General features: G+C 62.5%; 25 protein-coding genes and 2 pseudogenes. 16 read left to right on the top strand and 11 right to left on the bottom strand.

The window, feature by feature from the left end:
- The first annotated feature begins 296 nt into the window (after nucleotides 1-296).
- The 4 genes and pseudogenes from AC0V7N_RS28425 (at nucleotide 297) to AC0V7N_RS28410 (ending at nucleotide 3,608) form a co-directional block, all read left to right on the top strand.
- Nucleotides 297-892: pseudogene (locus AC0V7N_RS28425) on the top strand (glutathione S-transferase family protein).
- A gap of 245 nt (nucleotides 893-1,137) precedes the next feature.
- A complete protein-coding gene (locus AC0V7N_RS28420; protein ID WP_475451519.1) occupies nucleotides 1,138-2,094 on the top strand; it encodes an IS5 family transposase in 957 nt (318 codons plus the stop codon).
- Between the two features lie 243 nt (nucleotides 2,095-2,337).
- Nucleotides 2,338-3,288 carry an ROK family protein gene (locus tag AC0V7N_RS28415; RefSeq protein WP_496627429.1) on the top strand — a complete coding sequence of 317 codons (951 nt, stop codon included), beginning with the start codon at nucleotides 2,338-2,340 and terminating at the stop codon, nucleotides 3,286-3,288.
- A 23-nt stretch (nucleotides 3,289-3,311) separates the two neighbouring features.
- Nucleotides 3,312-3,608: an ROK family protein gene (locus AC0V7N_RS28410; protein ID WP_496627428.1), complete on the top strand. Its 297-nt coding sequence runs from the start codon at nucleotides 3,312-3,314 to the stop codon at nucleotides 3,606-3,608.
- Between the two features lie 141 nt (nucleotides 3,609-3,749).
- Here AC0V7N_RS28410 and AC0V7N_RS28405 read toward each other — a convergent pair whose 3' ends face one another.
- The 5 genes from AC0V7N_RS28405 to AC0V7N_RS28385 are packed head-to-tail and all read right to left on the bottom strand — an operon-like array spanning nucleotide 3,750 to nucleotide 9,009.
- Entirely contained in the window at nucleotides 3,750-5,225 is a 1,476-nt protein-coding gene (locus AC0V7N_RS28405; protein ID WP_475451514.1) for an amidase, read from the bottom strand.
- A gap of 14 nt (nucleotides 5,226-5,239) precedes the next feature.
- The gene (locus AC0V7N_RS28400; protein WP_496627427.1) at nucleotides 5,240-6,199 is read right to left on the bottom strand and encodes a cyclase family protein; all 960 of its coding nucleotides are present in this window, start codon (nucleotides 6,197-6,199) and stop codon (nucleotides 5,240-5,242) included.
- Entirely contained in the window at nucleotides 6,196-6,984 is a 789-nt protein-coding gene (locus AC0V7N_RS28395; RefSeq protein WP_475451511.1) for an ATP-binding cassette domain-containing protein, read from the bottom strand. The genes AC0V7N_RS28400 and AC0V7N_RS28395 overlap by 4 nt, the downstream gene beginning before the upstream one ends.
- A 7-nt stretch (nucleotides 6,985-6,991) precedes the next feature.
- Nucleotides 6,992-8,053: an ABC transporter permease gene (locus tag AC0V7N_RS28390; protein WP_475451509.1), complete on the bottom strand. Its 1,062-nt coding sequence runs from the start codon at nucleotides 8,051-8,053 to the stop codon at nucleotides 6,992-6,994.
- Between the two features lie 23 nt (nucleotides 8,054-8,076).
- Nucleotides 8,077-9,009 (bottom strand): sugar ABC transporter substrate-binding protein, encoded by a 933-nt coding sequence (locus AC0V7N_RS28385; RefSeq protein ID WP_475451507.1) that lies wholly within the window; start codon nucleotides 9,007-9,009, stop codon nucleotides 8,077-8,079.
- A gap of 290 nt (nucleotides 9,010-9,299) precedes the next feature.
- Between AC0V7N_RS28385 and AC0V7N_RS28380 the strand changes: the two genes are divergently transcribed.
- On the top strand, nucleotides 9,300-9,929 hold the full coding sequence (locus tag AC0V7N_RS28380; RefSeq protein WP_475451506.1) for a hypothetical protein: 630 nt from the start codon (nucleotides 9,300-9,302) through the stop codon (nucleotides 9,927-9,929).
- Nucleotides 9,930-10,006: 77 nt separating this feature from the next.
- Here the strand turns inward: AC0V7N_RS28380 and AC0V7N_RS28375 are convergent, their stop codons facing one another.
- Nucleotides 10,007-10,663, bottom strand: coding sequence for an outer membrane protein (locus tag AC0V7N_RS28375; protein WP_475451504.1), 657 nt, complete (start codon nucleotides 10,661-10,663; stop codon nucleotides 10,007-10,009).
- Nucleotides 10,664-11,076: 413 nt separating this feature from the next.
- Between AC0V7N_RS28375 and AC0V7N_RS28370 the strand changes: the two genes are divergently transcribed.
- The 9 genes and pseudogenes from AC0V7N_RS28370 to AC0V7N_RS28330 all read left to right on the top strand — a co-directional run bounded on the left by AC0V7N_RS28370 (nucleotide 11,077) and on the right by AC0V7N_RS28330 (nucleotide 19,277).
- Nucleotides 11,077-11,841 (top strand): SDR family oxidoreductase, encoded by a 765-nt coding sequence (locus tag AC0V7N_RS28370; RefSeq protein WP_475451503.1) that lies wholly within the window; start codon nucleotides 11,077-11,079, stop codon nucleotides 11,839-11,841.
- Entirely contained in the window at nucleotides 11,838-13,907 is a 2,070-nt protein-coding gene (gene uvrC, locus AC0V7N_RS28365; protein WP_475451502.1) for an excinuclease ABC subunit UvrC, read from the top strand. Before AC0V7N_RS28370 ends, uvrC begins: the two co-directional genes overlap by 4 nt.
- A gap of 97 nt (nucleotides 13,908-14,004) precedes the next feature.
- Nucleotides 14,005-14,601, top strand: coding sequence for a CDP-diacylglycerol--glycerol-3-phosphate 3-phosphatidyltransferase (pgsA, locus tag AC0V7N_RS28360; RefSeq protein WP_023673449.1), 597 nt, complete (start codon nucleotides 14,005-14,007; stop codon nucleotides 14,599-14,601).
- 1 nt (nucleotide 14,602) lies between these two features.
- Complete coding sequence (gene moaD / locus AC0V7N_RS28355; protein ID WP_143976459.1) at nucleotides 14,603-14,860, top strand: molybdopterin converting factor subunit 1; 258 nt, start codon at nucleotides 14,603-14,605, stop codon at nucleotides 14,858-14,860.
- A 5-nt stretch (nucleotides 14,861-14,865) separates the two neighbouring features.
- The gene (locus tag AC0V7N_RS28350) at nucleotides 14,866-15,345 is read left to right on the top strand and encodes a molybdenum cofactor biosynthesis protein MoaE (protein ID WP_475451500.1); all 480 of its coding nucleotides are present in this window, start codon (nucleotides 14,866-14,868) and stop codon (nucleotides 15,343-15,345) included.
- Between the two features lie 110 nt (nucleotides 15,346-15,455).
- The gene (locus AC0V7N_RS28345) at nucleotides 15,456-16,220 is read left to right on the top strand and encodes a YbaY family lipoprotein (RefSeq protein WP_475451499.1); all 765 of its coding nucleotides are present in this window, start codon (nucleotides 15,456-15,458) and stop codon (nucleotides 16,218-16,220) included.
- Nucleotides 16,221-16,573: 353 nt separating this feature from the next.
- The gene (locus AC0V7N_RS28340; protein WP_475451497.1) at nucleotides 16,574-17,317 is read left to right on the top strand and encodes a (Fe-S)-binding protein; all 744 of its coding nucleotides are present in this window, start codon (nucleotides 16,574-16,576) and stop codon (nucleotides 17,315-17,317) included.
- Nucleotides 17,248-18,699, top strand: a pseudogene (locus tag AC0V7N_RS28335) (lactate utilization protein B); the annotation flags it as partial. The gene AC0V7N_RS28340 and the pseudogene AC0V7N_RS28335, both read left to right, overlap by 70 nt.
- Nucleotides 18,696-19,277, top strand: a complete 582-nt coding sequence (locus tag AC0V7N_RS28330) for an LUD domain-containing protein (protein WP_496627426.1) — start codon at nucleotides 18,696-18,698, stop codon at nucleotides 19,275-19,277. The pseudogene AC0V7N_RS28335 and the gene AC0V7N_RS28330, both read left to right, overlap by 4 nt.
- 118 nt (nucleotides 19,278-19,395) lie before the next feature.
- Here the strand turns inward: AC0V7N_RS28330 and ndk are convergent, their stop codons facing one another.
- Nucleotides 19,396-19,818 carry a nucleoside-diphosphate kinase gene (gene ndk, locus AC0V7N_RS28325; protein WP_010915217.1) on the bottom strand — a complete coding sequence of 141 codons (423 nt, stop codon included), beginning with the start codon at nucleotides 19,816-19,818 and terminating at the stop codon, nucleotides 19,396-19,398.
- A 299-nt stretch (nucleotides 19,819-20,117) separates the two neighbouring features.
- Between ndk and AC0V7N_RS28320 the strand changes: the two genes are divergently transcribed.
- A complete protein-coding gene (locus AC0V7N_RS28320) occupies nucleotides 20,118-20,384 on the top strand; it encodes a DUF2934 domain-containing protein (protein ID WP_496627425.1) in 267 nt (88 codons plus the stop codon).
- Nucleotides 20,385-20,394: 10 nt separating this feature from the next.
- Here AC0V7N_RS28320 and AC0V7N_RS28315 read toward each other — a convergent pair whose 3' ends face one another.
- The 3 genes from AC0V7N_RS28315 to AC0V7N_RS28305 form a co-directional block, all read right to left on the bottom strand.
- Nucleotides 20,395-21,087: a glutathione S-transferase family protein gene (locus AC0V7N_RS28315; protein ID WP_475451492.1), complete on the bottom strand. Its 693-nt coding sequence runs from the start codon at nucleotides 21,085-21,087 to the stop codon at nucleotides 20,395-20,397.
- Nucleotides 21,088-21,170: 83 nt separating this feature from the next.
- Nucleotides 21,171-21,989, bottom strand: a complete 819-nt coding sequence (locus tag AC0V7N_RS28310) for an IS3 family transposase (RefSeq protein ID WP_475460529.1) — start codon at nucleotides 21,987-21,989, stop codon at nucleotides 21,171-21,173.
- The gene (locus AC0V7N_RS28305; RefSeq protein WP_475451491.1) at nucleotides 21,968-22,318 is read right to left on the bottom strand and encodes a transposase; all 351 of its coding nucleotides are present in this window, start codon (nucleotides 22,316-22,318) and stop codon (nucleotides 21,968-21,970) included. Before AC0V7N_RS28305 ends, AC0V7N_RS28310 begins: the two co-directional genes overlap by 22 nt.
- A gap of 217 nt (nucleotides 22,319-22,535) precedes the next feature.
- Here AC0V7N_RS28305 and AC0V7N_RS28300 point away from each other — a divergent pair, with 217 nt between their 5' ends.
- The gene (locus AC0V7N_RS28300) at nucleotides 22,536-23,048 is read left to right on the top strand and encodes a DinB family protein (RefSeq protein ID WP_475451490.1); all 513 of its coding nucleotides are present in this window, start codon (nucleotides 22,536-22,538) and stop codon (nucleotides 23,046-23,048) included.
- Nucleotides 23,049-23,148: 100 nt separating this feature from the next.
- Here AC0V7N_RS28300 and AC0V7N_RS28295 read toward each other — a convergent pair whose 3' ends face one another.
- Nucleotides 23,149-24,108, bottom strand: a complete 960-nt coding sequence (locus AC0V7N_RS28295) for a LysR substrate-binding domain-containing protein (protein WP_475451488.1) — start codon at nucleotides 24,106-24,108, stop codon at nucleotides 23,149-23,151.
- Nucleotides 24,109-24,173: the final 65 nt, after the last annotated feature.

Below are 24,173 nucleotides of genomic sequence, written 5' to 3'. Positions count from 1 at the left end.
AGCAAAGCGAGGCGCCGGTTGGCTGCCTCGCTCGCTCTTTGGATTGTCTCCTTGCCGCGGTCGGCGAAGGCCCCGGTGCAATGCCTGGGGTTTGTAAGATGCGAATGCAGGTTTGAATCCCATCGGCCTGCACTTGTCGTTCGCTCGTGTTTTCCAGCGTATCAGTCTGTAGGCTTGTCACGATGTCTGGGGCGGAAACCGCAACCGGTTTCTGGCCGCTGTTTTTTTGCGCTCTGGCGGTTGATCGCAAGCGCCTGTCCAGTCAACACTAAGCGTCTGCAAACAGGAAACCGATCATGCCGAAGCTGCTCTATGCATCCACCTCGCCGTACAGCTCGAAGGTGCGGATGGCCGCGGCCTATGCCGGGATCGTGATCGATCTGGCGCCGGTCAAGACCGAGGACAAACCGGCCGAACTGATCAGTGCCAATCCGCTCGGCAAGATCCCGGTTCTGGTGCTCGACGATGGCCGTTCGGTACACGACAGCCGCGCCATCACCCAGCACCTCAACCGGATTTCGAGGAACGCTTTGTTCCCGCGCAATGCCGACAAGCGGCTGGAAGCGGAAGTGCTTGAGGCGCTGGCCGACGGCATCTGCGATTGCGCGCTGTCGATGGTCTATGAGCGCCGCACCCGGCCCAACGAGATGGTCTATCAGCCCTGGCTCGACCGGCAGTGGGCGAAGATCACCGCCGCGCTCGATCTGCTCAATGCCAACCCGCCAAAACTGCCGAAGAAGATCACGGTCGGTCAGATGGCGTTGCGTGCCTGCCTCGGCTACCTCTCCCTGCGCTTCGCCGGCAAATGGAAAAGGGCCGTGGCCGATTGACCCGCTGGGCGGCGCGTTTCGACGAGAAGTTTCCGGAACTGAAAGGCTGCGTGCCGGCGTGAAGCGATGCGCCTTTCCTTCTCCCCTTGTGGGGCCCGAAGGGCGGGCGAGACAGGTGGCTCGCCCTGGGGTGGCCGAGCGAAGCTCGGTCGGATGGCAACAGGCTTGAAATCGCCGCCGCTTCATTCCGTCACGCACCCCTCATCCGTCTCGGCGCTATCGCGCCGATCCACCTTCTCCCACAAGGGGGCTGTTGCGTAATTCGCTGTTTGTGATTCTCTGAGATTGACGCTCGGAGGGAATCACGATGGCAGTGAAGCGGACGGGTCAGTTGAGCTTGGCGGAAGCCTTTCTGGGCACCAAGCTGGTGGGCGGGGCTTCGCCGCTCGACCGTCTTGTCGGTCTGGTGAAGTGGTATCGCTTCGAGAAGCTGCTGACACCGCTACGCGATGGCGGGCCGGGTCGGGCAGCCTGGCCGCCGCTGGTTCTGTTCAAGGCGCTCTTGCTGCAATCTCTGTACGGGCTGTCGGACCGCGAACTGGAGGAGGCACTTGGCGACCGGCTGTCGTTTCGACGTTTCGTCGGGCTCGGTCTCGAGGAGAGCATTCCCGATCACACGGTGCTTTCGCGCTTTCGCAATCTGCTTGTTGGCGAAGGTCTGCTTGAGAAGCTGTTTGGCGAACTGGACCGGCAGTTGGAGAAGGCCGGCGTGATCCTGAAGCGGGGCACGATGCTGGATGCCACGCTGATCGATGCGGTCTCATCGCCGCCTTCGGGCGAGCGGGTCTCGAAGGATGCGGACGCCCGTGTCACGGTGCGGCAAGGCAAGGGCGGCTTCACCTTCGGCTACAAGGCACATGTCGGAGTGGATGAAGGCTCTGGCCTGATCCGCAAAGTGATCACGACGCCTGCCAACGTCAACGACACGGTGGTGGCCGATGCCTTGATCTGCGGCGACGAGAAGACGGTATGGGCGGACGCCGCCTACGACACCCATGCCCGCCGTGCCCGGCTCAAGGCTGCAGGCAAGAAGACTCGCATCGCGCGCCGCCCCAATAAGCACCATGCGCTGGCGCCACGGCTCAAACATTACAACCGTCTAATCGCCAGACGGCGTGCCGCAGTCGAGACCACCTTCGCCACGCTCAAGAACCGCATGAAGCTGACCACGATCCGCTATGTCGGGCTGGCCAAGGCCGCTGCCCAGGTGACACTGGCGGCGATCGCCTTCAACATGCGCCGATGGGTCGCCATCACAGGATAGGTGCGCCCGCAGTCCGGCTGCACCACCTCCAAAACCCCAAATCAAGCGTCAGGGCTCACAAATACGAGCGGAATCCTTGCGATCCCGCTCCCTTCAAACATCCACGGCTACTGCGCAACAGGCCCACAAGGGAGAAGGGAAGGCGCGCCACGCGAGTTTGCTGCCTGCCCGTACAAAGTTCTCGAAACCGGCAAGCTCCTGGGCTAGAAAGGTTTTTGAGAATGGCGGCGCGAAAACCGGACAATGACCATAATCGACGAAGACAGCCCGAATGGCGCAGGCCACGCCACCTTCACGCCGCCCGGTGATGGCGCCGCCGTAGAGCGGGCAGGGCGCCCGCGCAAGGCGCTGCTCTCGTCCTCGATGGTCGGCTCGACCAATCGCGGCCGCGTGCTGCAGGCGCTGTTCGATCTCGGCCCCACCAGCCGCGCCGAGCTCGCGCGCATGGCCGGCGTCAACCGCACGACGATTTCCGGCATCGTCCAGCCGCTGATCGACGACGAGGTGCTGGTCGAGAGCGATCCCATGCCCGCCAGTCCCGGCGGCGGAAAGCCGGCGCGTCCGCTGTGGTTTTCGCCGAAAGCCCGTCCAATCTGCGGCGTGCTTTTGATGCCGGACGCGGTGCACGCCTGCGTGGCGACGCTCGACGGCAAGATCGAGTCGGAACGCAAGATGGTGCTGCCGGACGGCAGGGGGCAGGTCGCACCGATCATCGAGACGATTGCCGAATGTGTCGGCGACACGCTTGCCAAGGCGCGGCGCAAACCCTTCGGCATCGGTGTCGCGGTCGGCGGTATGGTCGATACCGACCGCGGCTCGATCGTCACCGTCAATCTGGCCCCGGCGCTCGACCGCTATCCGCTGGCCGAAGATCTCGGCCGGCGCTTCGGCCTGCCGGTCAAGCTCGACCATCATCCGCGTGCTTTGCTGGTCGGCGACCGCTGGTTCGGCGCCGGCCGCGGTGTCAAACAATTCGCGGTCGTCTACACCGGCGAAGTATTGGGCGGTGCGCTCTATTTCGACGGCCATCTCCATCGTGGCACGTCCGGGGCAGGGGGCGAACTCGGCCACACATTCGTGCAACTCGACGGCGAGCTCTGCCGCTGCGGCCGGCGCGGTTGCTGGGACACCATCGCCACGCTGAGCTGGCTGCGGCGCGAGGCCGCCCATGCGGGCTGCCCGAGCCCGAGCTGATCGATTCGGCCCGTCTTGTCGTCATGGCCGGGCGCCGAGTGCCGGGCGCTGAAAAGCTGCTCGACCACTATGCCCGCAACGTCGCCGTCGGCATCGCCAATCTGCAGCAGACAGTGGCGCCCAACATCTTCATCCTGCATGGCGACGTCGTGCTCGGTGGCGATCGTCTGCTCGGCGCGATCGCCGACCATGTCCGCGCCATGGTGCCCGCGCGGCCGGGCGGCACCATCGAAATCATCGCCGGCGATGCCGGCGATGGCGCGGCACTGCTGGGCGCGGCCGGCCTGGTTATTTCCGAGCTGCTGCAGCTGCCGATCTAGAGCAATTCCAGGAAAAGTGTGAAACGGTTTTCCCGGGAAAAGCGCGTAGCGCTTTCCCTAGGGAATTGCGTCAAAACAAAGAGTTAGAGCAGGTTGCCGTTTCCGTGAAACGGTGAACTGCTCTAGGGGACGCGCGTCGTCCTATCCAGCAAGCCCCGGATAGCTTTGAAACCACGGCCTGATGCGCTCGAAGCGCGCCGCCATGTTGAGCACGCTCTCGTCGGCGTGGCGTCGCCCGATGATCTGCAGACCGACCGGCAAGCCCTGCGCGGTCAGACCGGCTGGAACCGAAATCGCCGGATGACCGGTGTAGTTGATCGGATAGGTCATGCACCAGCCGATCAGCGGATCGACCGCCTCGCCATTGATCGACGTCGGTCCGATCGTGTTGCCGTCGGTGACGTTCTTCACCGGCGGAATGGCGAGCGTCGGCGACACGATCAGGTCGTGGCTCGCAAATACATCTTCGAGCCCGTCATGCACGCCGGTGCGCAGGAGATCGTCGAGCGCATGATCGACGGCGGACACCTTGTAGGCGTCCTTCAGCATGGCGAGGAATTGCGGGGTCAGCACGTCGGCATGCTCGCCCATCAGGTCGATGCCTTCTTGCTTCCAGTAGACCGCGATCGCGGCGTAGTGGATCGAGATCGTGCGCACCCACAGCGCCGCGAGGTCCTTGTGGTCGGCCCTGAAATCGAGCTCGATCTCGTCGACCGCAATGCCGTTGTTGCGCATGGCCTCGACCGCGCCGGCCACCACGGCTGCGACCTCAGGATCGACCGGGAAATTGCCGAGGCGCGGACTGTAGGCGACGCGTAGCGGCCGGAACGGTCCGCCGGCCGCGCCGACATAGTCGGCGCCATCGTCCGGCAGGCTGAGCGGGTCGCGACCGTGCGGACCGGCCATCACCTTGGTCATCAGCGCGGCGTCGCCGACGGTGCGCGCCAATGGCCCGATATGGACAAGTGGATGCCCCCACAGGAAACCGTCGGGACGGGTCACCGAAGGGATGCGGCCGAAGGAGGGCTTGAAGCCGACAGTGCCACTGAACGAGGCGGGGATGCGCACCGAGCCGCCGCCATCGGTGCCTTGTGCCAGCGCCGCCATGCCGTCGGCGACGGCTGCGGCACTGCCACCCGATGAGCCGCCGGAATTGTAGCCGATCGCGAAAGGCGTGCTGGTCGGTCCGAAGCGCGGATTGTCGGTGATGCCCTTGTGGCCGAACTCCGGCGTGTTGGTCTTGCCCAGTACGATGGCGCCGGCTGCAAGCAGCCGCTCGACAGCTACGGCGCTGGTTTGCGGCACCTTGTTGTGCACGGCGCGCGACGCCATCGATGTCGGCACGTCGGCGACATCGTCGAGATCCTTGATGCCGACCGGCACGCCATGCAGCGGCCCGAGCGGAACACCGGCCATCACTTCCTTTTCGGCAACGCGCGCAGCGTCCATCGCTTCGTCGCCGAGGACCAGCGTGTAAGCGTTGATGACGGGGTTTCGCGCCTCGATGCGGCGCAGGTAAGCCTCGGTCACCTCGACCGGCGACAGGTCGCGGCGCCGGATGCGCTGTGCCAGTTCGGCAGCCGGCAGGAAACAGAGTTCATTGTCCGCAGAAGTCATTGAAGCCATTCCGTCTATTTGATGAAAACCGGATTTGCCGAGCCGCCCGTGCCCTTGCTCACCTTGGCGGGGCTGGCGCAGTAAAAGCCTTCGTAGCGCCGGTCGATCGCGCAATCGGCGGCAAGCTGGTCGAGCGCGGCCATTTCGGTGAACACGACGCCGAGATTGCGCATCAGCGCTGCATGCAGCACCAGCATCAGGCCGGTTTCGGGATCGTAGGTGGTTTCATTGGCCAGCGTGTCGGTGACCAGACAAGGCACCTGCATGGCGTCGAACCAGCGCACGAGGTCCAACGAGAAGGTCAGGCCGGGTTCCCAATAGCTTTCGCCCACTGTCTGAATTCCCGCCGCCAGCGCACCAACCCAGCCGGTGCGGATGAGCAGGATGCTGCGCGGCAGGATCTCGACGCCTTGCGCCCGCGCGCAGTCCATCAAATCGTGGTGGGTGAAGGTCTCGGCGCGGTCGAGCACCGGCTTGCCGCGAAAGCGGGCAATGTCGAGGAGCACGCCGCGGCCGACAATGCCGCGTTCGGCGATTGGCATGATGCCGGCCTTGGTCATGCCGCCATTGGTGCTCGATGCCGGAAAGCCGTTCCACAAAGTATCGTCGAACCACATATGGCCGAGTGCGTCGCAATGCGTGCCTGCCTGCGCGAAGCCGGTGACATAGTCGTCGGCGAATTCGAGCCCGCCGGGCAGGGGATGCCAATGGCCGTTCTCGAATCCGGCCTTGTCGGCGACCATGAAATGCTTGGCCGGCCAGCGGCCGGGGAACACCGCGTCTCCTTCGTGGGTGCCGATCGGCACGCCAAGCGTGAAGGTGCGGCCGTCCCGCACCGTCGCCAGCCCGCGCTTGACCTCTTCAGCGGTGAGATAGTTGAGCGCACCGATCTCGTCGTCAGCGCCCCAGTGACCCCAGCGGTTGGGGGCGTTCGCCAGCAGCCGGCGCAGCGTCATTGCGTCGGTTGCGCTCATGCGCCGGCCTCCATGGCCGCGGCAGTCATCGCCGCCTTGGCGCCGGTTATATAGGCGACGACCTCTTCCATGGTGGTGGCGGAACTCGCGAGATCGGCGGCCTTGCGACCCCTGCGCATCACCACCACCCGATTGCAGACCTGCCAGAGATGATCGAGATTGTGGGTGACCATGACGATGGTCAGCCCCTTGGCGGTCAGCCGCTTGATCAGCTCAAGCACCTCGCGCGATTCGCGCACGCCAAGTGCCGCCGTCGGTTCGTCGAGCAGCAGCAGCTTATGGCCCCAGAAGGCGCCGCGCGCGATCGCAACCAACTGGCGCTGGCCGCCCGACATGCGCTCGACCGTCTTTGTGCGCACGCCTGGAATATCGATGTGCAACTCGTCGAGGCCCTTGATCGCGGTGTCGCCCATCGATCTCAGGCGGATCCAGCGCAGCAGCGCCGGGCCGCGTCCGTGCGCGAGCTCGCGGCCGAGAAAGAAATTCTCGGCGGCCGTGAAGGTGCCGATCAGCGACAGGTCCTGGTAGACCGTCTCGATGCCTAGTCGCTGTGCCTCGGCCGGCGGCGACAGTTTGCGCGGCTGGCCTTCGAGGATGATCTCGCCGGAAGTCGGGTCGTGCGCCCCGGCGAGGATCTTGATCAGCGTCGACTTGCCGGCGCCATTGTCGCCGACCAGGCCGATAATGTCGCCCCTGGCGATATCGAGCGAAACAGTGTCGAGCGCCTGGATGCCGCCGAAGCTACGGCAGATGCCGCGCAGGCTGAGCAGTGTGTCCCGTGCCATGGCCTAGCTAGCCCCTCGCGAAGCGGCGGCCGATGCCGCCGAGCGCCACGGCGACGACGAGCAAGGTGCCGGTGAACAGGAACTGGGTGAAGATCGGCGCGCCGATCATGGCCAGGCCATTGTTGCCGACGGCGACCGTCAGCACGCCGATCAGTGTGCCGAGAATGTGGAACTGGCCTTCCCGCAGAGCCGCCGAACCGAGGAAGGCGGCGGAAAACGAGGTCAGCATGAAACTGTCGCCGGCCGTCACCTGGCCGGAGCCGAGGTTGGAGGCCATCAGCACACCGCCTATGGCCGCGCAGGTGCTGGCGATGGCGAAGGCGACGATGCGGCTGCGGTCGACGGCGACGCCGGCCCGACGCGCCGATTCGGGACTGACGCCGATCGCCTTGATGTGCTGGCCCTGCACCGTGCGATTGAGGATCACCCACAAAAGCGCCAGCACCACGGCCATGATGATGACGAGATGCGGCACCCCGACGACGCGGCCGATGGCGATGTCGGTGAATTCGCGTGATTGGGTGAGCTGCAGCGGTATGCCGCCTGAATAGGCGTAGTTCAGCCCGACGACGATGGTGCCGGTGCCGAGCGTGGCGATGAAGGCGTTCACGCCGATCTTGGAAACGACGATGCCGTTGACGATGCCGATGATCGCGCCGAGCGCGATGACGATAAGGATGGCGAGCGGGATGGACAGGCCGCTGCTCAGCAGTCCGACCGCGAGCAGCCCACAGAAGCTTGCGACATAGCCGATGCTGAGATCGAAATCGCCGGCCACGAGCGGCACGGTGAGGCCCGCCGCGACGATGGTGCCGATTGCCATATCGTTGATGATGTTGCGGAAATTGCCGATCGTGGCGAAGGTCCCCGGTTGCAGCACCGAGAAGATCGCCAGCATCAGCGCCAGCACGATGATGGTGCCATAGGTGCCGAGCAGGCGCATCAGAAGCGCCCGCCGGTCGCGCGCGCCGGGCGGGAGAGACCCGGCCTGCGTGACCGGCAAAGCGCCCTCCGCCCGGGCGGAGGTTTCGGGCAGGGGATGATCTGCGGGCATGACAGCTCTGTTCATGATGGACCGTCAATCTGCAGGACTTACTGCGGATTGTCCTTCATGAACTGGTCGACATTGTCCTTGGTGACGAGCGTGTAGCCCGGCACGAAGGATTTCGGCTGCCACTTGTCGCCGGCTGCCAGGATGTCGGGGATCTGGTCGACCAGCATCTTGCCGGCGGACGTCAGGTCGACGCCGAGCGTCGCGGTCATCGTTCCGTCCTTGACCGCCTGGACGGCGGGCGCCGTGGCGTTGAACGAATAGACCTTCACATCGCTGCGGCTGTTCTGCTTCAGCGCCGCGATCGCACCCATGGCGTTGTCGTCATAGCAGTTGAAGATCGCGAACGGCCCCTTGGCGTTGGCATTCGCGGCAAGCCAGGCACTCGTTGCGGCCTGCGAGGATTCGGCGGCACCTGGAATGCTGATCTCGTGCGACGTCGCAGTCAGTCCGGGATTGGCCTTGGCCGCGGCATCGAAGGCGTCGGCCCGCTCACGGCATGGAATGCCGGGATGATAGGTAAGGTCGAGCAGGGTGCCGGCATTGCCTATGTCCTTCAGCATCAGGTCGAGCAGCGGCGGCGCTGCACCGGTGCTGGCCGAAAGCGCAATACCGTCGGCCATGCCGCCGCCGGCGGAAAGCACAGGGATGTTGGCATCGGCCGCGGCCTGCAGCCCGGCGGCGAGGCCGGTCGAATCGAACACCGTGACGATGATGGCGTTCACCTTCTTGATCGCCAGTTGCTTGATTGAGGTGATCGCCTGCGACGGGTCGCCATTGGCGTTGAGGGTTTCCACCGTCCAGCCCTTGGACTGGGCCTCCTTGCTCATCGTGTCGACCATCTGGTTGGTGTCGACGTCCGAGGTCGAGAAGGTGACGATGCCGATCGTCAGCTTGTTGTCGGTGGCATGTGCTGCAGGCGCGAAAGATGCCGCGACGAGCGTGGCGGCCGAGAGTTTTTGAAAGCGGTTCACTGCAAATCCCCTTTTGATCGAGTGTTCCGGCTCACATCCCAACCACGCGCAGGCCACGATTTCGGGCCTGGCTCCGGGTCGATACAGCTAAAGCTGTTTGTTCGTGCGAGACACGTACTAACTATAGGCACAAGCTGGGGAAGGGCGCAACGGGGAATTTGGAGATGCTGGAGGTATCCGTAGTGTTGCCGGGTAACTTGAGCATTCTAAAATATGCGTCGCGCATTTCGGGCTTTCTAAAATATTTGAGGGGATCATAGCCGCGATTTAACTGGCCTAGGGCAATCAGCATGGCGGAACCGGAATGGGTTGATCGGCTGTTTTTCTGGATGTCTAAAGGCAAAGAATTCGAGGGGCTAAGGATTGCCACTCTTGAAGGCAAGAGATCCACCGAAGTGTTTCAGCGTGTCATTGATGCGATCCAACTGATCAAGAAACATGATCCTATTCGCTTTCGAATGGTATTGCGGGAGATAGAATGCATCTGGGTAAGACTCCTCCCGGGGCATTCGGCCGAGTACGGCCAAAGCAGAAAGATGTGCGTTCTCGACAGGAGATTCGTCTTTTCTTCTCAGCCGGAGATGCTTGCGTCCGCAATCGTCCATGAAGCGACACACGGACGGATTATGCGATGGGATATCGGCTACATGGAGGATGTGCGCCATCGTGTTGAAATGGTCTGCGTCCGCCGTGAGTTAGCGTTTGCGCAGAAGATTCCGAACGCCGAAGCGTTGATGACACAAACCAAAGCGATACTCGAATATGGTCCCGAAATCTTTAGCAACGAGGCCATGATCGAGCGCTCGTCCGCTGGAGAGGTCGAGGCAGCCCGTGAGGCAGGCATCTCGGACTGGGTGATAAAACTGGCGTTTCGTGTGAGGAGCTTGCGGTCCAGGTTTGCAACGCGAACCCGACGGTGACCAGACAAATAGGACCGAAAAGGCACAAAAAAAGCCGGGCGCGAGGCCCGGCTTTTTCGTGTCGTGGCTTGAACGACTTAGAACTTCATACCGACGCCGAAGGTGACGCGGTTGTCGGTGGCCTTGACCTTGCCGATGCCGCTGAAGTCCTTCGAGCCGAAGTCGGTGTAGCGGTACTCGACACGGCCGAAGATATTGTCGGTCAGCTTGATGTCGGTGCCGACGCCGGCGGTCCAGCCGATCATCGTGGCGGTGTCGCTGGCGCCGAGGACGCTGTCCTCTACCTTCAGGCTTCTGCCGGCGAGACCGCCGGTGCCATAAAGCAGGATTTCCGGGGTCACAGCGTAGCCGAGACGGGCACGCAGCGAGCCTTCGAAGCCGCCCTTGGAGTTGATGCCGTTATCGTCACCCTTGATGCCGTTGTAGCCGAGTTCGGCTTCACCACCGTACACGAAGTTCTCCTGCTGCCACTGATAGCCGCCGAAGACACTGCCGACGAAGCCCTTGGTGCTGGTCGAATCGCCGAAATCCTTTTCCTTGGTACGGCCGCTAAAGCCATAGCCAACGTTCAGACCGGCGTAAGGGCCGGCCCAGGATGCGACGGGCAGTTCGGCAACCGGAGCGGGTGCCGGCGGCTCTTCCTGGACGACGTCTGCGGCATAGGCAGTACCACCGAGGGCGAAGAGCCCGAGCGCAACGGCCAGCGGCCGTGCGAATTTAAGATTGGCTTGCATTGTTCTTTACTCCTTAAGCCACAGGACACAGGCTTGTTTCTCACGATCGCCATCAACCCGTCCGGGGGGTGAAACGGATCTGGCGTTCGTCGGTTCCAAATGTCGTGTCAAAATGCGGCTGAAGCGAACCTGAACTTGGGTCATTCCCCGGCGCGAATGAGGCGGAACCTTGACGTTGCATCTTCGCAACAGCGAAATGTCAGCAGCCATTTCATGCTGCGCTGCACACCGCTTGGTGCAAGGAGTCCAGCGTCCTATATTGCGCTCCAGCGCTTCCGACTCCAAGACGAGTCGGGATGCCGAACCGGGCACTTCGCCACAATGCTGCCCCAGGTGAGAACGCCATTTAACGCATGCCGGGCCATATTTCGTCGGCGTCGAGTTTTCGGGCCGAAATTGAGGATTGACAACACATGAGCAAAGCCACTGCCGCGGCGCTGGTGACGGGCGGGGCGAAACGGATCGGCAAGGCAATTGTCGAAGACCTCGCCAGCCATGGTTTTGCCGTAGCCATCCACGCCAATCGCTCGCGCGATGAGGCGGATGCCTTGGCCGCGGGGATCAACCAGTCTGGCGGCCGCGCGGCGGTGGTAAGCGCCGACCTGACCGACATGAATGCTGTCAGTGACCTCATTGGCCAGGCGGAAACCGCGCTGGGCCCTATCTCGCTGCTGGTCAACAACGCTTCGCTCTTCGTCGATGATTCCATTGAGGATTTCGACTGGCAGGCCTGGGACCGCCACTTTGCCATTCACGTCAAAACGCCGGCGCTGTTGGCGCAGAATTTCGCCAGCGCCTTGCCGGAAGGGCAGGAGGGGCTGATCGTCAACATCATCGACCAACGCGTCTGGCGGCCGACGCCGCGCTATTTTTCCTATGCGCTGTCCAAATCCGCGTTGTGGACCCAAACGCAGATGCTGGCGCAGGCGCTCGGCCCGCGCATTCGTGTCAATGCAATAGGACCTGGCCCGACGCTGAAGAATGTGCGCCAGGACGATTCCGATTTTGATGCGCAGATCGCCGGCCTGACTCTGAAGCGTGGCCCGGAATTGTCGGAATTCGGCGCCACCATCCGCTATCTCTGGGAGGCGCGCTCGATCACCGGCCAGATGATCGCGCTCGATGGCGGCCAGCATCTTGCATGGCAGACGCCCGATGTGACAGGCATGACGGAATGAGTCCTTTGGATCACAAGAACAAGGCGCGCGGCGGCGCCGACGATCTGCCTCCCGAAATCGACCTCGAGGATGAGGCACTGGAGGAGATCGTCGAACCGGCCGGCCCGGATGTCGCCTTCACGGCCATCGACTGGACGCCCCATGCCGGCGACGCCGAAGGCATGGTCGGCGCCGAGGTGATCCAGACGCTGGTCAAGCGGCTGCCCAACGCGCCCGGCGTCTACCGCATGATGAACGCCGCCGGCGACGTGCTCTATGTCGGCAAGGCGCGCAGTCTGAAGAAGCGCGTCACCAACTACGCGCAAGGCCGGTTCCACACCAATCGCATCGGCCGCATGGTGCGCGAGACGTCGACGATGGAGTTCGTCGTCACCCGCACCGAGATCGAGGCACTGCTGCTCGAAGCCAATCTTATCAAGCGCTTGCGGCCGCGATTCAATGTGCTGATGCGGGACGACAAGTCGTTCCCCTATATCCTTTTGACCGGCGACCATGTCTCGCCCGGCATCTACAAACATCGCGGCGCGCGGTCGCGCAAGGGCGACTATTTCGGCCCCTTTGCCTCGGCCGGCGCCGTGGGCCGCACCATCAATTCGCTGCAGCGCGCCTTCCTGCTGCGCAGCTGCACAAACTCGTTCTACGAAAACCGTACGCGCCCGTGCCTGCTGTACCAGATCAAGCGCTGCGCAGGCCCCTGCACCGGCGAAATCTCGCATGAGGGCTATGCCGAACTTGTGGAGGAAGCGAAGGACTTCCTGTCGGGCCGCAGCCAGAAGGTGAAGACCGAGATTTCGGCGGCCATGCAGCAGGCCTCGCAAGACCTCGATTTTGAGCGCGCCGCCATCTATCGCGACCGGCTCGCGGCCCTGTCGCATGTGCAGAGTCATCAGGGCATCAACCCGGCGACCGTCGACGAGGCCGATGTCTTCGCCATCCATCAGGAAGGCGGCCAGGTCTGCATCCAGGTGTTCTTCTTCCGCACCGGCCAGAACTGGGGCAACCGCGCCTATTTCCCCAAGGCCGATCCGGCGCTGGAAGCCGCCGAAGTGCTGGGCTCCTTCCTGGCGCAATTCTATGACGACAAGCCGACGCCGCGGAACATTCTCCTGTCGCATGGCGTCGAGGATCAGGAACTGCTGGCCGAGGCGCTCTCCACCCGCGCCGGCCGTAAGGTTGCGATCTCTGTGCCGCAGCGCGGCGAGAAGAAGGACCTGACCGACAACGCCCTGCAGAACGCCCGTGAGGCGTTGGGCCGCAGGCTGGCCGAAACCTCGACGCAAGGGCGATTGCTTGCCGGTTTCGCCGAGACGTTCGGTCTGGCCAAGCCGCCGGTGCGCATCGAGGTGTACGACAACTCGCACATTATGGGCACCAATGCCGTCGGCGCCATGGTCGTCGCGGGACCGGAAGGTTTCGTGAAAAACCAGTACCGGAAATTCAACATCCGCTCGACCGAGATAACGCCGGGCGACGATTTCGGCATGATGCGCGAGGTGATGGAGCGGCGCTTTTCGCGGCTGCTCAAGGAACATGGCGATGTCGCCGTGGCCGACGCCGTGCCAGCAGGCGAGGCGGCCGATGATATCGAAGACGATATCTCCGGCAACTTCCCGGCCTGGCCAGACGTCATCCTGATCGATGGCGGCCAGGGCCAGATGACGGCGGTGCGCAAGATTCTCGCCGAGCTCGGCATCGAGGATCGCGTCGTGGCGATCGGCATCGCCAAGGGCCAGGACCGCGATGCCGGTCGCGAGCGCTTTTTCGTCAGGGGCAAGGACTCGTTTTCGCTGCCGGTGCGCGACCCCGTGCTCTATTTCGTCCAGCGCCTGCGCGACGAGGTCCATCGCTTCGCCATTGGTTCGCACCGGGCCCGCCGCAAGAAGGAAATGGTCAAGAGCCCGCTCGACGAGATCGCCGGCATCGGCCCCGGCCGCAAGCGCGCGCTGCTGCTGGCATTCGGCACCGCCAAGGCGGTCAGCCGTGCGGCGATCGAGGATCTGAGGAAAGTCGAGGGTATTTCCGAACAGGTCGCCAAACTGGTCTACAATCATTTCCACGAAAGCTGAAAAATTCGGCAGTTTCGGCTGGCCAGTCGAATCTGGCCTGTTGACCCCCCACATTCGCTTCTGATTTGAGTACGCAGGCAGAAAGAGTCTCCCAGACATGGCCAAGCGCGCGTTCAACCTGCCCAACATGCTCACCTACGCCCGCATCGTCGCGGTGCCGCTGGTTGTGTTGTGCTTTTTTCTCGAAGGCCATCTGAAATCGAGCGACTTCGCCCGCTGGTCGGCGCTGATCATCTTCCTGCTCGCCTCGATCACCGATTACCTGGACGGTTATCTGGCGCGCGCCTGGCAGCAGACCTCCAACATCGGCAAGATGCTCGATCCGATTGCCGACAAATTGTTGGTCGCCACCTGTCTGCTGCTGTTGGCCGCCGACACCGATCGCCATGCCGGCATCGCCGGCTGGTCGCTGTGGGCGGCGATCATCATCCTGTGCCGCGAAATCCTGGTCTCGGGCCTGCGCGAATATCTGGCGGCACTCAAGGTTTCGGTGCCGGTAACGCAGCTCGCCAAATGGAAGACCGCCATCCAGATGGTTGCCATTGCCTTCCTGCTGGCGGGGCCGGCCGGCGACAAGATTTTCCCACTGACCACGCAGACCGGCCTGGTGCTGCTGTGGATCGCGGCACTCGTTACGCTTTACACCGGCTACGACTATTTCCGCGCCGGCCTCAAGCACATCATGGACGAGTGAGATGACGACCCGTCTCATCTACTTTGCCTGGGTGCGTGAACGGATCGGCATGCCTGAAGAGGATGTCGAATTGCCCGCCGGCATCGAGACGGTCGCCGACCTCTTGCGCTGGCTGCAATCGCGCGGCGAGGGCTACGAACACGCGCTGCAATATCCCGACGTGATCCGCGTTGCCATCAACCAGGAGCATGTCGATCACCGCGAAAAGATATCGGGCGCACGCGAAATCGCGCTGTTCCCTCCGATGACCGGGGGCTGACACTCATGTCGGCCATCCCGGTGCCGACCGTGCGCATCCAGCGCCAGGATTTCGACGTCGCCGCCGAGATTGCCGGACTGACGCAAGGCCGCGCCGACATTGGCGCGGTCGTCACTTTTTCCGGTCTCTGCCGTGACGAGCAGGGCACGCTCTCGGCACTCGAACTCGAACACTATCCCGGCATGGCGGAGGCCGAGATTGGCCGCATCGCCGCTGAGGCGGTTCAGCGCTGGCCACTGCAAGGCCTTACCGTCATCCACCGCCATGGCAAGATCGCGCCGGGCGAGAACATCGTGCTGGTGGTGGCCGCCTCGGCCCATCGCCAGGCGGCGTTCGAAGCGGCAAACTTTCTCATGGATTATCTCAAATCGCGGGCACCCTTCTGGAAGAAGGAGCATCGCGTCGATGGTTCCGAAGGTGGCTGGGTCGAGGCCAAGGAAGCTGACGCCCTGGCGGTCGGGCGCTGGAAGTCACCGCCCGAATAAATCCGTCGCAGCCATGCATTGACCGCAATCCTTTGGCCAATTGCGCGAGGTTGATCAGCCCGGGCATTGACAGTTCGGGGCATTGGCAGCCCGGGGCAAGGGAGGTGGTCATGCTGGACAGGCTCGCGGAATTCTTCGTCTTCGGTTTCGTGCCTCTGGTCATCGGCATGCTGGCGGTGCCGGAACTGTCCGTGGCCGCCGAAAAGACGGTGAGGGGCGAAGTCATCTATCGCGAGCGCATTGCCTTGCCGCCCAGCGCCGTGCTTTCCGTCCAGCTTGCCGATGTCTCGCTGGCCGATGCGCCGGCCAAGATCATCGGCGAGCAGACTGTCAAGCCGGCCGGCCAGGTGCCGATCAGTTTCGAGATCAAATTCGATCCATCGGTGGTCCGGTCGCAGATGACCTATGCGCTGCAGGCGCGCATCACTGTCGATGGCAGGCTGATGTTCATCTCCGACGTGCGCCATCAAGTCGATCCGCTGACCGACGCGCCGCAGACCATCATGCTGAAGATGGTCACGCCAGCCATCGAACCGGCGGCTTCCGTCTTTGGTCAACTCTGGGTGGTGGACTATGTCGACGGCATCGGCGCCATCACCGCGCCACAGGCGACGTTCAGGGTCAGCGAGGCCGGCAAGGCCGGCGGCAGTGGCCCCTGCAACACCTATTTCGCCACGGCGAAGGTCGAAGGCCAGGCGATCGCCATCAGTGAGATCGGTTCGACCTACAAGGCCTGCGCCCCCGAGATGATGGCCGAGGAAAAGGCCTTGTTCGATGCATTGGCCAAGGCGGCGTCATACAAGGTCGATGCCGGCAAGCTCACCATATCAGACAAGGACGGCCGCGAGATCCTGCGCTTCAGCGCCGCGAGCTGATTCCGCATCGGCGTCACATCGCAGCCGTTTCCTTGGCCATGGTCTTGACGATCTCGATGGTCTGGTCGTCGGCCGGAAACAGCATTTCCAGGGCAAGCTCCGCCAGCGTCACATCGTTGGGCGTGCTGAAAACGGTGGTGGTGTTGAGGAAGGATACGTTGCCGAGGCGCGTTGCGATGCGCAGCGGCGTTGCCCGGCATCATTTACACGCATATGGACCGGCTGCATGCAGATATGCTGCGGTCCATGCGCGAGACCTGATCGGTCGCTTGCCCGCTGATGACTCCGTATTTGAGGCCACCTATACTCTCTGCGCTTCAGGCGAAGGAAAGTGCGATGCGTAAAGCGCTGCCATGAAAGTCGCTCTCTTTATTCCGTGCTTTATCGATGCGTTTTATCCAGGGGTCGGCGTTGCGACGCTCGAGTTGCTGGAGCGTCTGGGTCTCGACGTGGACTATCCCGAAGAACAGACCTGCTGCGGTCAACCGATGGCCAACAGCGGCGCGCAAAAGGAAGCGGCAGGCGCGGAGGCCGTGTTCGTCGACAATTTCGCCGGCTACGATTACGTCGTCGGACCTTCGGCGAGTTGCATCAACCATGTCCGCTCCCACCTGACCGCCATTGAGCAGACCGCTTCCGTCCGTCAGGTCAGGGCGGCTGCCTATGACTTGACTGAGTTTCTTCATGACGTGCTGGATGTGCGCGAATTTCCCTGGGCGGAATTTCCACATCGTGTGGGGTTGCACAACAGCTGCAGCGCCATCCGGCATCTACGCCAGGCGACGGCGTCCGAAATCGACGAGCCGCCATTCTCGAAGCCGCGTGCCCTGCTGGAAAGCGTCAAGGGGATCGAATTCGTCACGCCGTCCCGGCCGGATGAATGTTGTGGCTTTGGCGGTACGTTCTCCGTCACCGAAGAGGCGGTCTCCGTCAGAATGGGGCAAGACAGGGTACGCGATCATCTGGCCGCGGGCGCCGAATACATCGTGTCCGGCGACATATCGTGCCTGATGCATCAGCAGGGCTGCGCCGATCGCATGAAGCTGAAAGTGCGCTTCATCCACATTGCGCAAATTCTGAATGGCGCCCGGGCATGAGCAAGCGGGTCGATCACGCCAAGGCCGCAGGCGACTTCCTCGCCAAGCCGGACCACGTGTCGTTCCACGACCAGCGTCTTTGGGGCCTGCGCTCGAAGCGCGACGCACAGGCGCACGGCCTACCCGAATGGGAAACCCTTCGCGACCTCGCCTCGGGCATCAAGGAGCATACGCTCTCTCATCTCTCCCAGTACGTGGAGCAGTTTGTCGATGCGGCCGAAGGCAACGGCGTCGTCGTCCATTTTGCCGCCGACGCCCGCGAGCACAATGAGATCGTGTTCAGCCTTTTGTCCGAGCGCGGCATGACCACGCTGGTCAAGAGCAAGTCGATGCTCACCGACGAATGTGCGATGCGGGCCCATCTCGAGCCACGCGGCATCGTGGTGATGGAGACCGATCTCGGCGAACGCATTCAGCAGCTCGACAATCAGGATCCGAGCCACATGGTTGTCCCAGCGGTGCACAAGCTGCGCAGCGACGTGGCCGAGTTGTTTGGCCGCACCATCGGCACCGATCCCGCAAACAGCGACATTCATTACCTCGCCGAAAGCCAGCGCATGGATACGCGTCCGCATTTCCTGCGCGACAAGACAGCGGGCATGACCGGCTGCAACTTCGCGGTCGCGGAGACAGGAACCGTCGTCGTGTGCACCAACGAGGGCAACGCCGACCTGTCCGCCAACATTCCTCCGTTGCACATTGCCTCGATCGGCATCGAGAAGCTGATACCCCGCATTTCCGATCTCGGGGTCTTCATCCGCATGTTGTCGCGCAGCGGGCTCGGCTCGCCCATCACGCAGTACACCTCGCATTTCCGCGCGCCACGGCCCAGCACCGAGATGCACTTCATCCTGGTCGACAACGGCCGCTCGGAACGCCTCGCCATGGAGGACTTCTGGCCATCGCTGAAATGCATTCGCTGCGGCGCTTGCATGAATACCTGTCCGGTCTACCGGCGCAGCGGCGGCCTATCGTATGGCAGCACCTATTCGGGGCCGATCGGAGCCATCATCAATCCAGCCTTCGATCTGCAGCGTTTCAGCGCGCTGCCCTTTGCTTCGACGCTGAACGGCAGTTGCACCAGCGTCTGCCCGGTGCGCATCAACATCCACGAACAGATATACAAATGGCGCCAGGTGATCAGTGCACGGCACGAGGCACCGTTCGTCAAGGCGGAGGTATTGAAGATGGCCGGACGGCTGCTCGCCAGCCCGACACTGTACCGCGCCACCATTGCCTCGCTTGGCGGTGCCTTGAAGAGGCTGCCCAACTTCCTGCTCTACAATCCACTGAACATCTGGGGTCGGCAGCGCGACCTTCCCGATGCACCGGTGCAAACCTTCCGCGATTGGTACCGCGAAAACCGGAAGCAGTCGAAATGACCTCCCGCGATGTTTTCCTGGCGAAAATACGAAAGGCGCAGCCTTCGCCGGTGTCGCTGCCCGTCGTGCCGCTCTTCGCCACGCCCGTGGGTAACCGCGTATCGCGCTTTGAAGCGGCGCTGACAATCATGGGCGGCACCTGCATTACCGTGAAGAACCTCAGGGACGTCAGGGCTTGGGTGATCGATCGTTTCGGCCCGGGCGCGGTGATCGCATCCGCGGTGCCGGGAATCGATGGCAACAGGGCGATCAATTCTCGAACCCCTCCGGCGTCGCTCGAGGATGTCGCCGTCGGCATCGTACGGGCACGCTTTGGCGTTGCCGAAACCGGCTCCGTGTGGTTCAGCGAGGACGAATACGTCGTCAATGCGATCGGCTATCTCGTGCAGTACCTCGTGGTGCTGCTTGATCCCGCGCGGATCGAGGACGGGCTTCAGGAAGCCTACCGCCGACCCGACTTCAAGACGGCCCGATACGCCGCGCTGGTCACCGGACCATCCGCCACCGCCGACATCGAAGGCGTCATGATCCGTGGCGCCCAAGGCGTGAGGTCATTGACGGTGGCGCTGGTGCCTTGACACCCAACGTGCAGCAAGGCCACACGCGGCTGCACGTCAACGTTCTGATGCAATCGGGCGCCAACAAAAAAGGCCGACGAAACGCCGGCCTTTTTGCATCAGATTTGGCAGTGTCGGCTCAGCCGACGATCTCGGTGTCCGAGAACCAGTACTTGATCTCCTGCGCAGCGGTTTCCGGCGCGTCGGAGCCGTGCACCGAATTCTCGCCGATCGACAGCGCATGCACCTTGCGGATGGTGCCTTCGGCGGCGTTGGCCGGGTTGGTGGCGCCCATCACTTCGCGGTTCCTGGCAATGGCGTTCTCGCCTTCCAGCACCTGGACGATCGTCGGTGCCGACGACATGAATTCGACCAGCTCGCCGAAGAACGGACGATCCTTGTGGACGGCGTAGAAGCCTTCGGCCTCACGACGGCTCATCCAGACGCGGCGCGAAGCGATGACGCGCAGACCGGCGTCTTCGAGCATCTTGGTGATGGCGCCGGTGAGGTTGCGCCGGGTTGCGTCCGGCTTGATCATGGAAAAGGTGCGTTCGAGCGCCATGGGTCGTCCTTGTCTGAGAATGGAATTGAGAGTGGCGGGCTCTATACAAGTCGCCCGGAGCCAGAGCAAGGGGTGAGGAGCGGTCCGCAAAGCGGACGGAAAGCCAATTGCTTGGCTTTCCGAGTGACGAACGCCCGAAGCGGCAGCGAAGGGCCGGAACAGTGCGTGTTTCTATGCAAGGCTGGTGTCGACAAGGTGAGCCCGGAGCCGACATCAGATGGCTGCACAGCAACGCTTTGCTTGCTATAGTCGCGTGTCGGTGCCGCGCTGAAGTCGGCCCGAATGGAGACAACATGACCATGGCAGACGATCGTCAGGAGCGCATTCGCAACCGCGCACATCAGATCTGGCAGGAAGAAGGGCAACCGGCCGGTCACCACGAACGCCATTGGCACCAGGCGGCAGCCGACATCGATCGAGAGGATGCCACGGGCAAGCCAGCCAAGAAGCCATCCAAGAAGGCAGCCGGCGCCGACAGGGCAAAGGCCGAGCCCAAGGAGGCCCAGGGTAAAGTGGCCAAGGCTGCCAAAAAACCCAGCAAGCCGAAGAAGGCAGCAGCCAAGTAGCCCTGCGGCGTCAGGCTGCCGCGGCAACCTTTCGTCCCAGCCCGCCATGCAGGTCGAGGCAGCGGGCGAACCATTGCGCCACGATGTCGCTGTTTTCGAGCAGCTGATAGGGCGTGGCGATGCGCGCCCATTGCAGCGCGCCGAAGACGATATAGTCCGCAAACAGCGGTGAGGCGCCGCCGATGAAAGGCTGGTAGCCCAGCATCGAGCGCAGCGGCTCCAGCGAAGCCCGAAACGCCGCCAAGCCGGCGTCGCGGGCCGCGACGACATCTTCCAGCCGCTTGCCCAAGCGTTGCTCACGGCTCAGGCGGAAATAGGTGGCGTTCTCCTCGTCCTGCATGGTGTGGAGATCGACGATCGCGGCGGTGGTGATGTAGGGGTGGATGGTCAATTGCGACCAGCGCTCGATGAAACGCGCCATCGCCTTGCCGCCTTCGCCGCCAAACAGCGTCGGCCGATCCGGATAGGCCTCATCGAGATAGAGCGCGATGGCGAAGGAATCGATGACGACCTTGTCGCCGTCGCGGATCACCGGAACAGTTTTCGAAGCGCCGCCTTCGATGCTGGGGACCTCGAGAAAACGCGTCGGCGCGGTTGAGATATCGAGCCCCTTATGGGCCAGCGCCATCGTTGCCTTCCAGCAATGCGGGCTGAACGGACGGCTCTCGTCGCGCCCGACGAGATCATAAAGCAGAATGGTCATTGGCGCGGGTCCCTTTGCGGTCTGGAGCAATTCCAGGAAAAGTGTGATCGGTTTTTGGAGTGCGCCCCTCGGAGCGGACAGGATCAGGCGGCAGTTTTGACCATCTTCCGGGCGTGTTGGTCTTCGAACTGTTGCGGGCTGAGATAGCCGAGCGCTGAGTGCAATCGGCGAGTGTTGTAAACCTCATCAATGAAGCGGGGAAGATCCTCAGCGACGTCGGTGAAGGTTTCATAGGCCATCGGATAGATGGCTTCGACCTTCATCGTCTTCATGAAGCTTTCCGCTTTGGCATTATCGTAGGGATTGCCGCGCCGACCCATCGATCCAATAAGATCGTGCTCGGCGAGAAGATTGCGATAGAGGAGCGCGGCATATTGCGCGCCTCGATCCGAGTGATGGACGCAGCCCGGCGGCGGCTTTCGCCGTTCGATTGCCGCCTTCAATGCTGCAACGGTCAAGCGCGCGTCGATCGACCGGCCGATGGCGTAACCAACGACCTTGCGGGACCAGGCATCCAAGATGACCGCGACGTAGACGAAGCCTGCCGCAATCGCCACGTAGGTTATGTCGCTTACCCAAAGCCGGTTCGGGCCATCGAGTGTCACGTCCTTCGCCAGGTTCGGGAAGATCGGCAATTCATGATTGCTGTCCGTGGTGGCGATGAAGCGTCGCCTGATCCTGGGCTGCAGATCATGCTCGCGCATCAATCGTCTGACCTTCTTGTGGTTCACGACAATGCCGCTCTGCCGCAGCGCCGCCTGCATGCGGCGATAGCCGTAGGCTTCGAAGCTGTCGGAGATCTCACCCATCGTCTCGACGAGCGCTGTGTCATCCACGGCGGTTTCGGGCTGATCGTAGTAGGTTGATCGCGCGATCCCCATCAGCCGGCATCCTTCAGCGATGGAGACACCGCGGGGCCGGTGATCACGGATGTAGGTCCGCTTCTGGGACGTGGTGCGCTTTTCAGAGCCCCCTTTAGAAGCTCGATTTCCAAGGCTTGCCGGCCTACCAGCCGCTCCAGCGCGGCGATCCGAGCTTCATAGGTCTGCATCGTCTCGGCCGCCGCTACATCCTCGTCGAAGGCGCCGGCCTCGTATTTCTGGACCCAGATACGGATCAGGTTACGCGCTAGTTCGTGCCGCCTGGCCAGACCATGAAGCGTCTCACCGGAGAGGAACTCTTGCACTACCTGACGTTTGAACTCGATGCTGTGCGCGCGATGTGCAGTCATGGCTTCCATCCTTCGAAAGCCCGGCTTCCAAGTCAATTCTGCTTAGTCAATCTGTCCGCTCCGAGGGGCGCACTCCATTTCCCGGGAAAAGCGCGTAGCGCTTTCCCTTGGGAATTGCGTCTAAACAAACAGTTAGAGCAATTCACCGTTTCCGTGAAACGGTGAATTGCTCTAGGTATCGCCCCGACACCCCGAGACAGGCGCGGCGGGAGAAAAGATGAAACAGCACTTCATGATGTTTGCGGCGTACAATCAATGGGCCAATGGCCGCATCTATCATGCAGCTGCCGATCTCGACGATGAGGAATTCAACCGTGATGTCGGAGCCTTCTTCCGCTCGCTGATGGGCACGCTCAACCATCTGCTCGCCGCCGATCGCATCTGGATGAAGCGCTTCACCGGCGAAGGCGACGCGCCGACGGCGCTGGATGTCATCCTGCACCGGGCCTTGCCCAATTTGAGGACGGCGCGCGAGGCCGAAGACCGGCGGATCATCGACTGGCTCAGTGGCATGAACGACAAGGCGCTCTCCGGCCGCTTCACCTATATGACCGTATCGGATATGCGCACCGTCTCGCAGCGCCTGGCGCCGGCCCTGGCTCATGTCTTCAACCACCAGACCCATCATCGTGGCCAGGCGCATATGATCCTTACGGTTCTCGGCCGCCCCTCCGTGCCGCTCGATCTGGCGCATTTCCAGCGCACTGAAGAGGGCAGGGCCTTCGGCTGATTGAGATTGTTTCGTTCTAAATCCGCGGGCGAGCGGTCCGCGCTGACTATCGCCGCGTCTTTACCGCAGCATCGCTTTTACATCAGGCCACTCGGAAATTTCAGACAGCCTCTGAAACCAGGCCGTTGATTTCGCTATCCAATTGGCGCTGCGTTAGAGCCGCTTCCGCCATCACCCATTGTTTGAACATCTGCACCTTGCGTGCGGCAAGGCTCTTATGGGGGGAGACGAAATACCAACCGGCCGTGTTTGGGTGATGGACGTCAAAGGGAGCGACCAGCCTCTCGGCGCGGATATCGCTGGCCATATAGGCACGGTTGGCCACGGCAAAACCCATTCCGGCATTGGCCGCCTCGTAGGACATCATGCACGAATCGAAATAGATGCTTTTGGTCTCGCTGAGCACGAAGCTGGCGCCGGCGAAGCCAAGCCAGGATTGCCAGTTCTGGGTGCAGGTGTCGGAATGCAGCAGCGTAAAGTACTGGAGGTCGTCCGGCGTCACCTTTGACAGCGGCTTGTCGCCCAAAACTTCATGGAACAGCTTGCGGCTACACACCGGCGTCAGGTCCTCCCGAAACAGCAGATCGGATAGCAGCCCGTTGAAGTGGCCGTCGCCATAGCGGATTTCGAGATCGAAATCGGAGGTCGTGAACTCATGCGTCGCGTAGGAGGTCGAAACCCGCATCACGATATCGGGATGTTGCCGCTGGAACAGCGGCAGGCGCGGAAACAGCCAGCGCGCCGCAAAGGTCGGCAGCACGGATATCTTCAGCACATGCTCCTGCGATTGCCCGGTCGCTTCCATGCTGGCAGCAACGATCCGCTCCAGCGCCTCGCGAACGCGCGAGACATATGTCTCGCCCTCCGGCGTCAGCGATACGGCGTTGCCGCCGCGCTGGAAAATCTTGAAGCGCAGCTGGTCCTCCAGGCTTTTGACACGCTGGCTGACCGCGGAAGCGGTGATGAACTGCTCTTCGCCGGCGCGCGTGAAATTCCCGTGGCGCGCAGCACTCTCCACGATTTTCAGCGAATTGAGGTTGACCTGACTGAGCAGACGCACTGGTTTTCGACCTTAAGCTGGGCTTACGGTAGCACTAGCATTCCTAATTTTACAGGGGGGGCTAA

It is taken from the genome of Mesorhizobium kamtschaticum (assembly GCF_056174585.1).
Note: the sequence above shows the minus strand (reverse complement) of the source record. Positions and strands in the feature narration are given on the sequence as shown.

What these genes read in the sequence shown, in the direction of transcription:
- AC0V7N_RS28395 (WP_475451511.1), bottom strand. Translation starts at nt 6,984, where the DNA reads ATGGCACGGGACACACTGCTCAGCCTGCGCGGCATCTGCCGTAGCTTC.
- AC0V7N_RS28320 (WP_496627425.1), top strand. Translation starts at nt 20,118, where the DNA reads ATGGCAGACGATCGTCAGGAGCGCATTCGCAACCGCGCACATCAGATC.
- ndk (WP_010915217.1), bottom strand. Translation starts at nt 19,818, where the DNA reads ATGGCGCTCGAACGCACCTTTTCCATGATCAAGCCGGACGCAACCCGG.
- pgsA (WP_023673449.1), top strand. Translation starts at nt 14,005, where the DNA reads ATGGCCAAGCGCGCGTTCAACCTGCCCAACATGCTCACCTACGCCCGC.
- AC0V7N_RS28400 (WP_496627427.1), bottom strand. Translation starts at nt 6,199, where the DNA reads ATGAGCGCAACCGACGCAATGACGCTGCGCCGGCTGCTGGCGAACGCC.
- AC0V7N_RS28420 (WP_475451519.1), top strand. Translation starts at nt 1,138, where the DNA reads ATGGCAGTGAAGCGGACGGGTCAGTTGAGCTTGGCGGAAGCCTTTCTG.
- AC0V7N_RS28370 (WP_475451503.1), top strand. Translation starts at nt 11,077, where the DNA reads ATGAGCAAAGCCACTGCCGCGGCGCTGGTGACGGGCGGGGCGAAACGG.
- AC0V7N_RS28305 (WP_475451491.1), bottom strand. Translation starts at nt 22,318, where the DNA reads ATGACTGCACATCGCGCGCACAGCATCGAGTTCAAACGTCAGGTAGTG.
- moaD (WP_143976459.1), top strand. Translation starts at nt 14,603, where the DNA reads ATGACGACCCGTCTCATCTACTTTGCCTGGGTGCGTGAACGGATCGGC.
- AC0V7N_RS28415 (WP_496627429.1), top strand. Translation starts at nt 2,338, where the DNA reads ATGACCATAATCGACGAAGACAGCCCGAATGGCGCAGGCCACGCCACC.
- AC0V7N_RS28410 (WP_496627428.1), top strand. Translation starts at nt 3,312, where the DNA reads ATGGCCGGGCGCCGAGTGCCGGGCGCTGAAAAGCTGCTCGACCACTAT.
- AC0V7N_RS28315 (WP_475451492.1), bottom strand. Translation starts at nt 21,087, where the DNA reads ATGACCATTCTGCTTTATGATCTCGTCGGGCGCGACGAGAGCCGTCCG.
- AC0V7N_RS28405 (WP_475451514.1), bottom strand. Translation starts at nt 5,225, where the DNA reads ATGACTTCTGCGGACAATGAACTCTGTTTCCTGCCGGCTGCCGAACTG.
- AC0V7N_RS28375 (WP_475451504.1), bottom strand. Translation starts at nt 10,663, where the DNA reads ATGCAAGCCAATCTTAAATTCGCACGGCCGCTGGCCGTTGCGCTCGGG.
- AC0V7N_RS28350 (WP_475451500.1), top strand. Translation starts at nt 14,866, where the DNA reads ATGTCGGCCATCCCGGTGCCGACCGTGCGCATCCAGCGCCAGGATTTC.
- AC0V7N_RS28340 (WP_475451497.1), top strand. Translation starts at nt 16,574, where the DNA reads ATGAAAGTCGCTCTCTTTATTCCGTGCTTTATCGATGCGTTTTATCCA.
- AC0V7N_RS28380 (WP_475451506.1), top strand. Translation starts at nt 9,300, where the DNA reads ATGGCGGAACCGGAATGGGTTGATCGGCTGTTTTTCTGGATGTCTAAA.
- AC0V7N_RS28300 (WP_475451490.1), top strand. Translation starts at nt 22,536, where the DNA reads ATGAAACAGCACTTCATGATGTTTGCGGCGTACAATCAATGGGCCAAT.
- uvrC (WP_475451502.1), top strand. Translation starts at nt 11,838, where the DNA reads ATGAGTCCTTTGGATCACAAGAACAAGGCGCGCGGCGGCGCCGACGAT.
- AC0V7N_RS28330 (WP_496627426.1), top strand. Translation starts at nt 18,696, where the DNA reads ATGACCTCCCGCGATGTTTTCCTGGCGAAAATACGAAAGGCGCAGCCT.
- AC0V7N_RS28390 (WP_475451509.1), bottom strand. Translation starts at nt 8,053, where the DNA reads ATGAACAGAGCTGTCATGCCCGCAGATCATCCCCTGCCCGAAACCTCC.
- AC0V7N_RS28345 (WP_475451499.1), top strand. Translation starts at nt 15,456, where the DNA reads ATGCTGGACAGGCTCGCGGAATTCTTCGTCTTCGGTTTCGTGCCTCTG.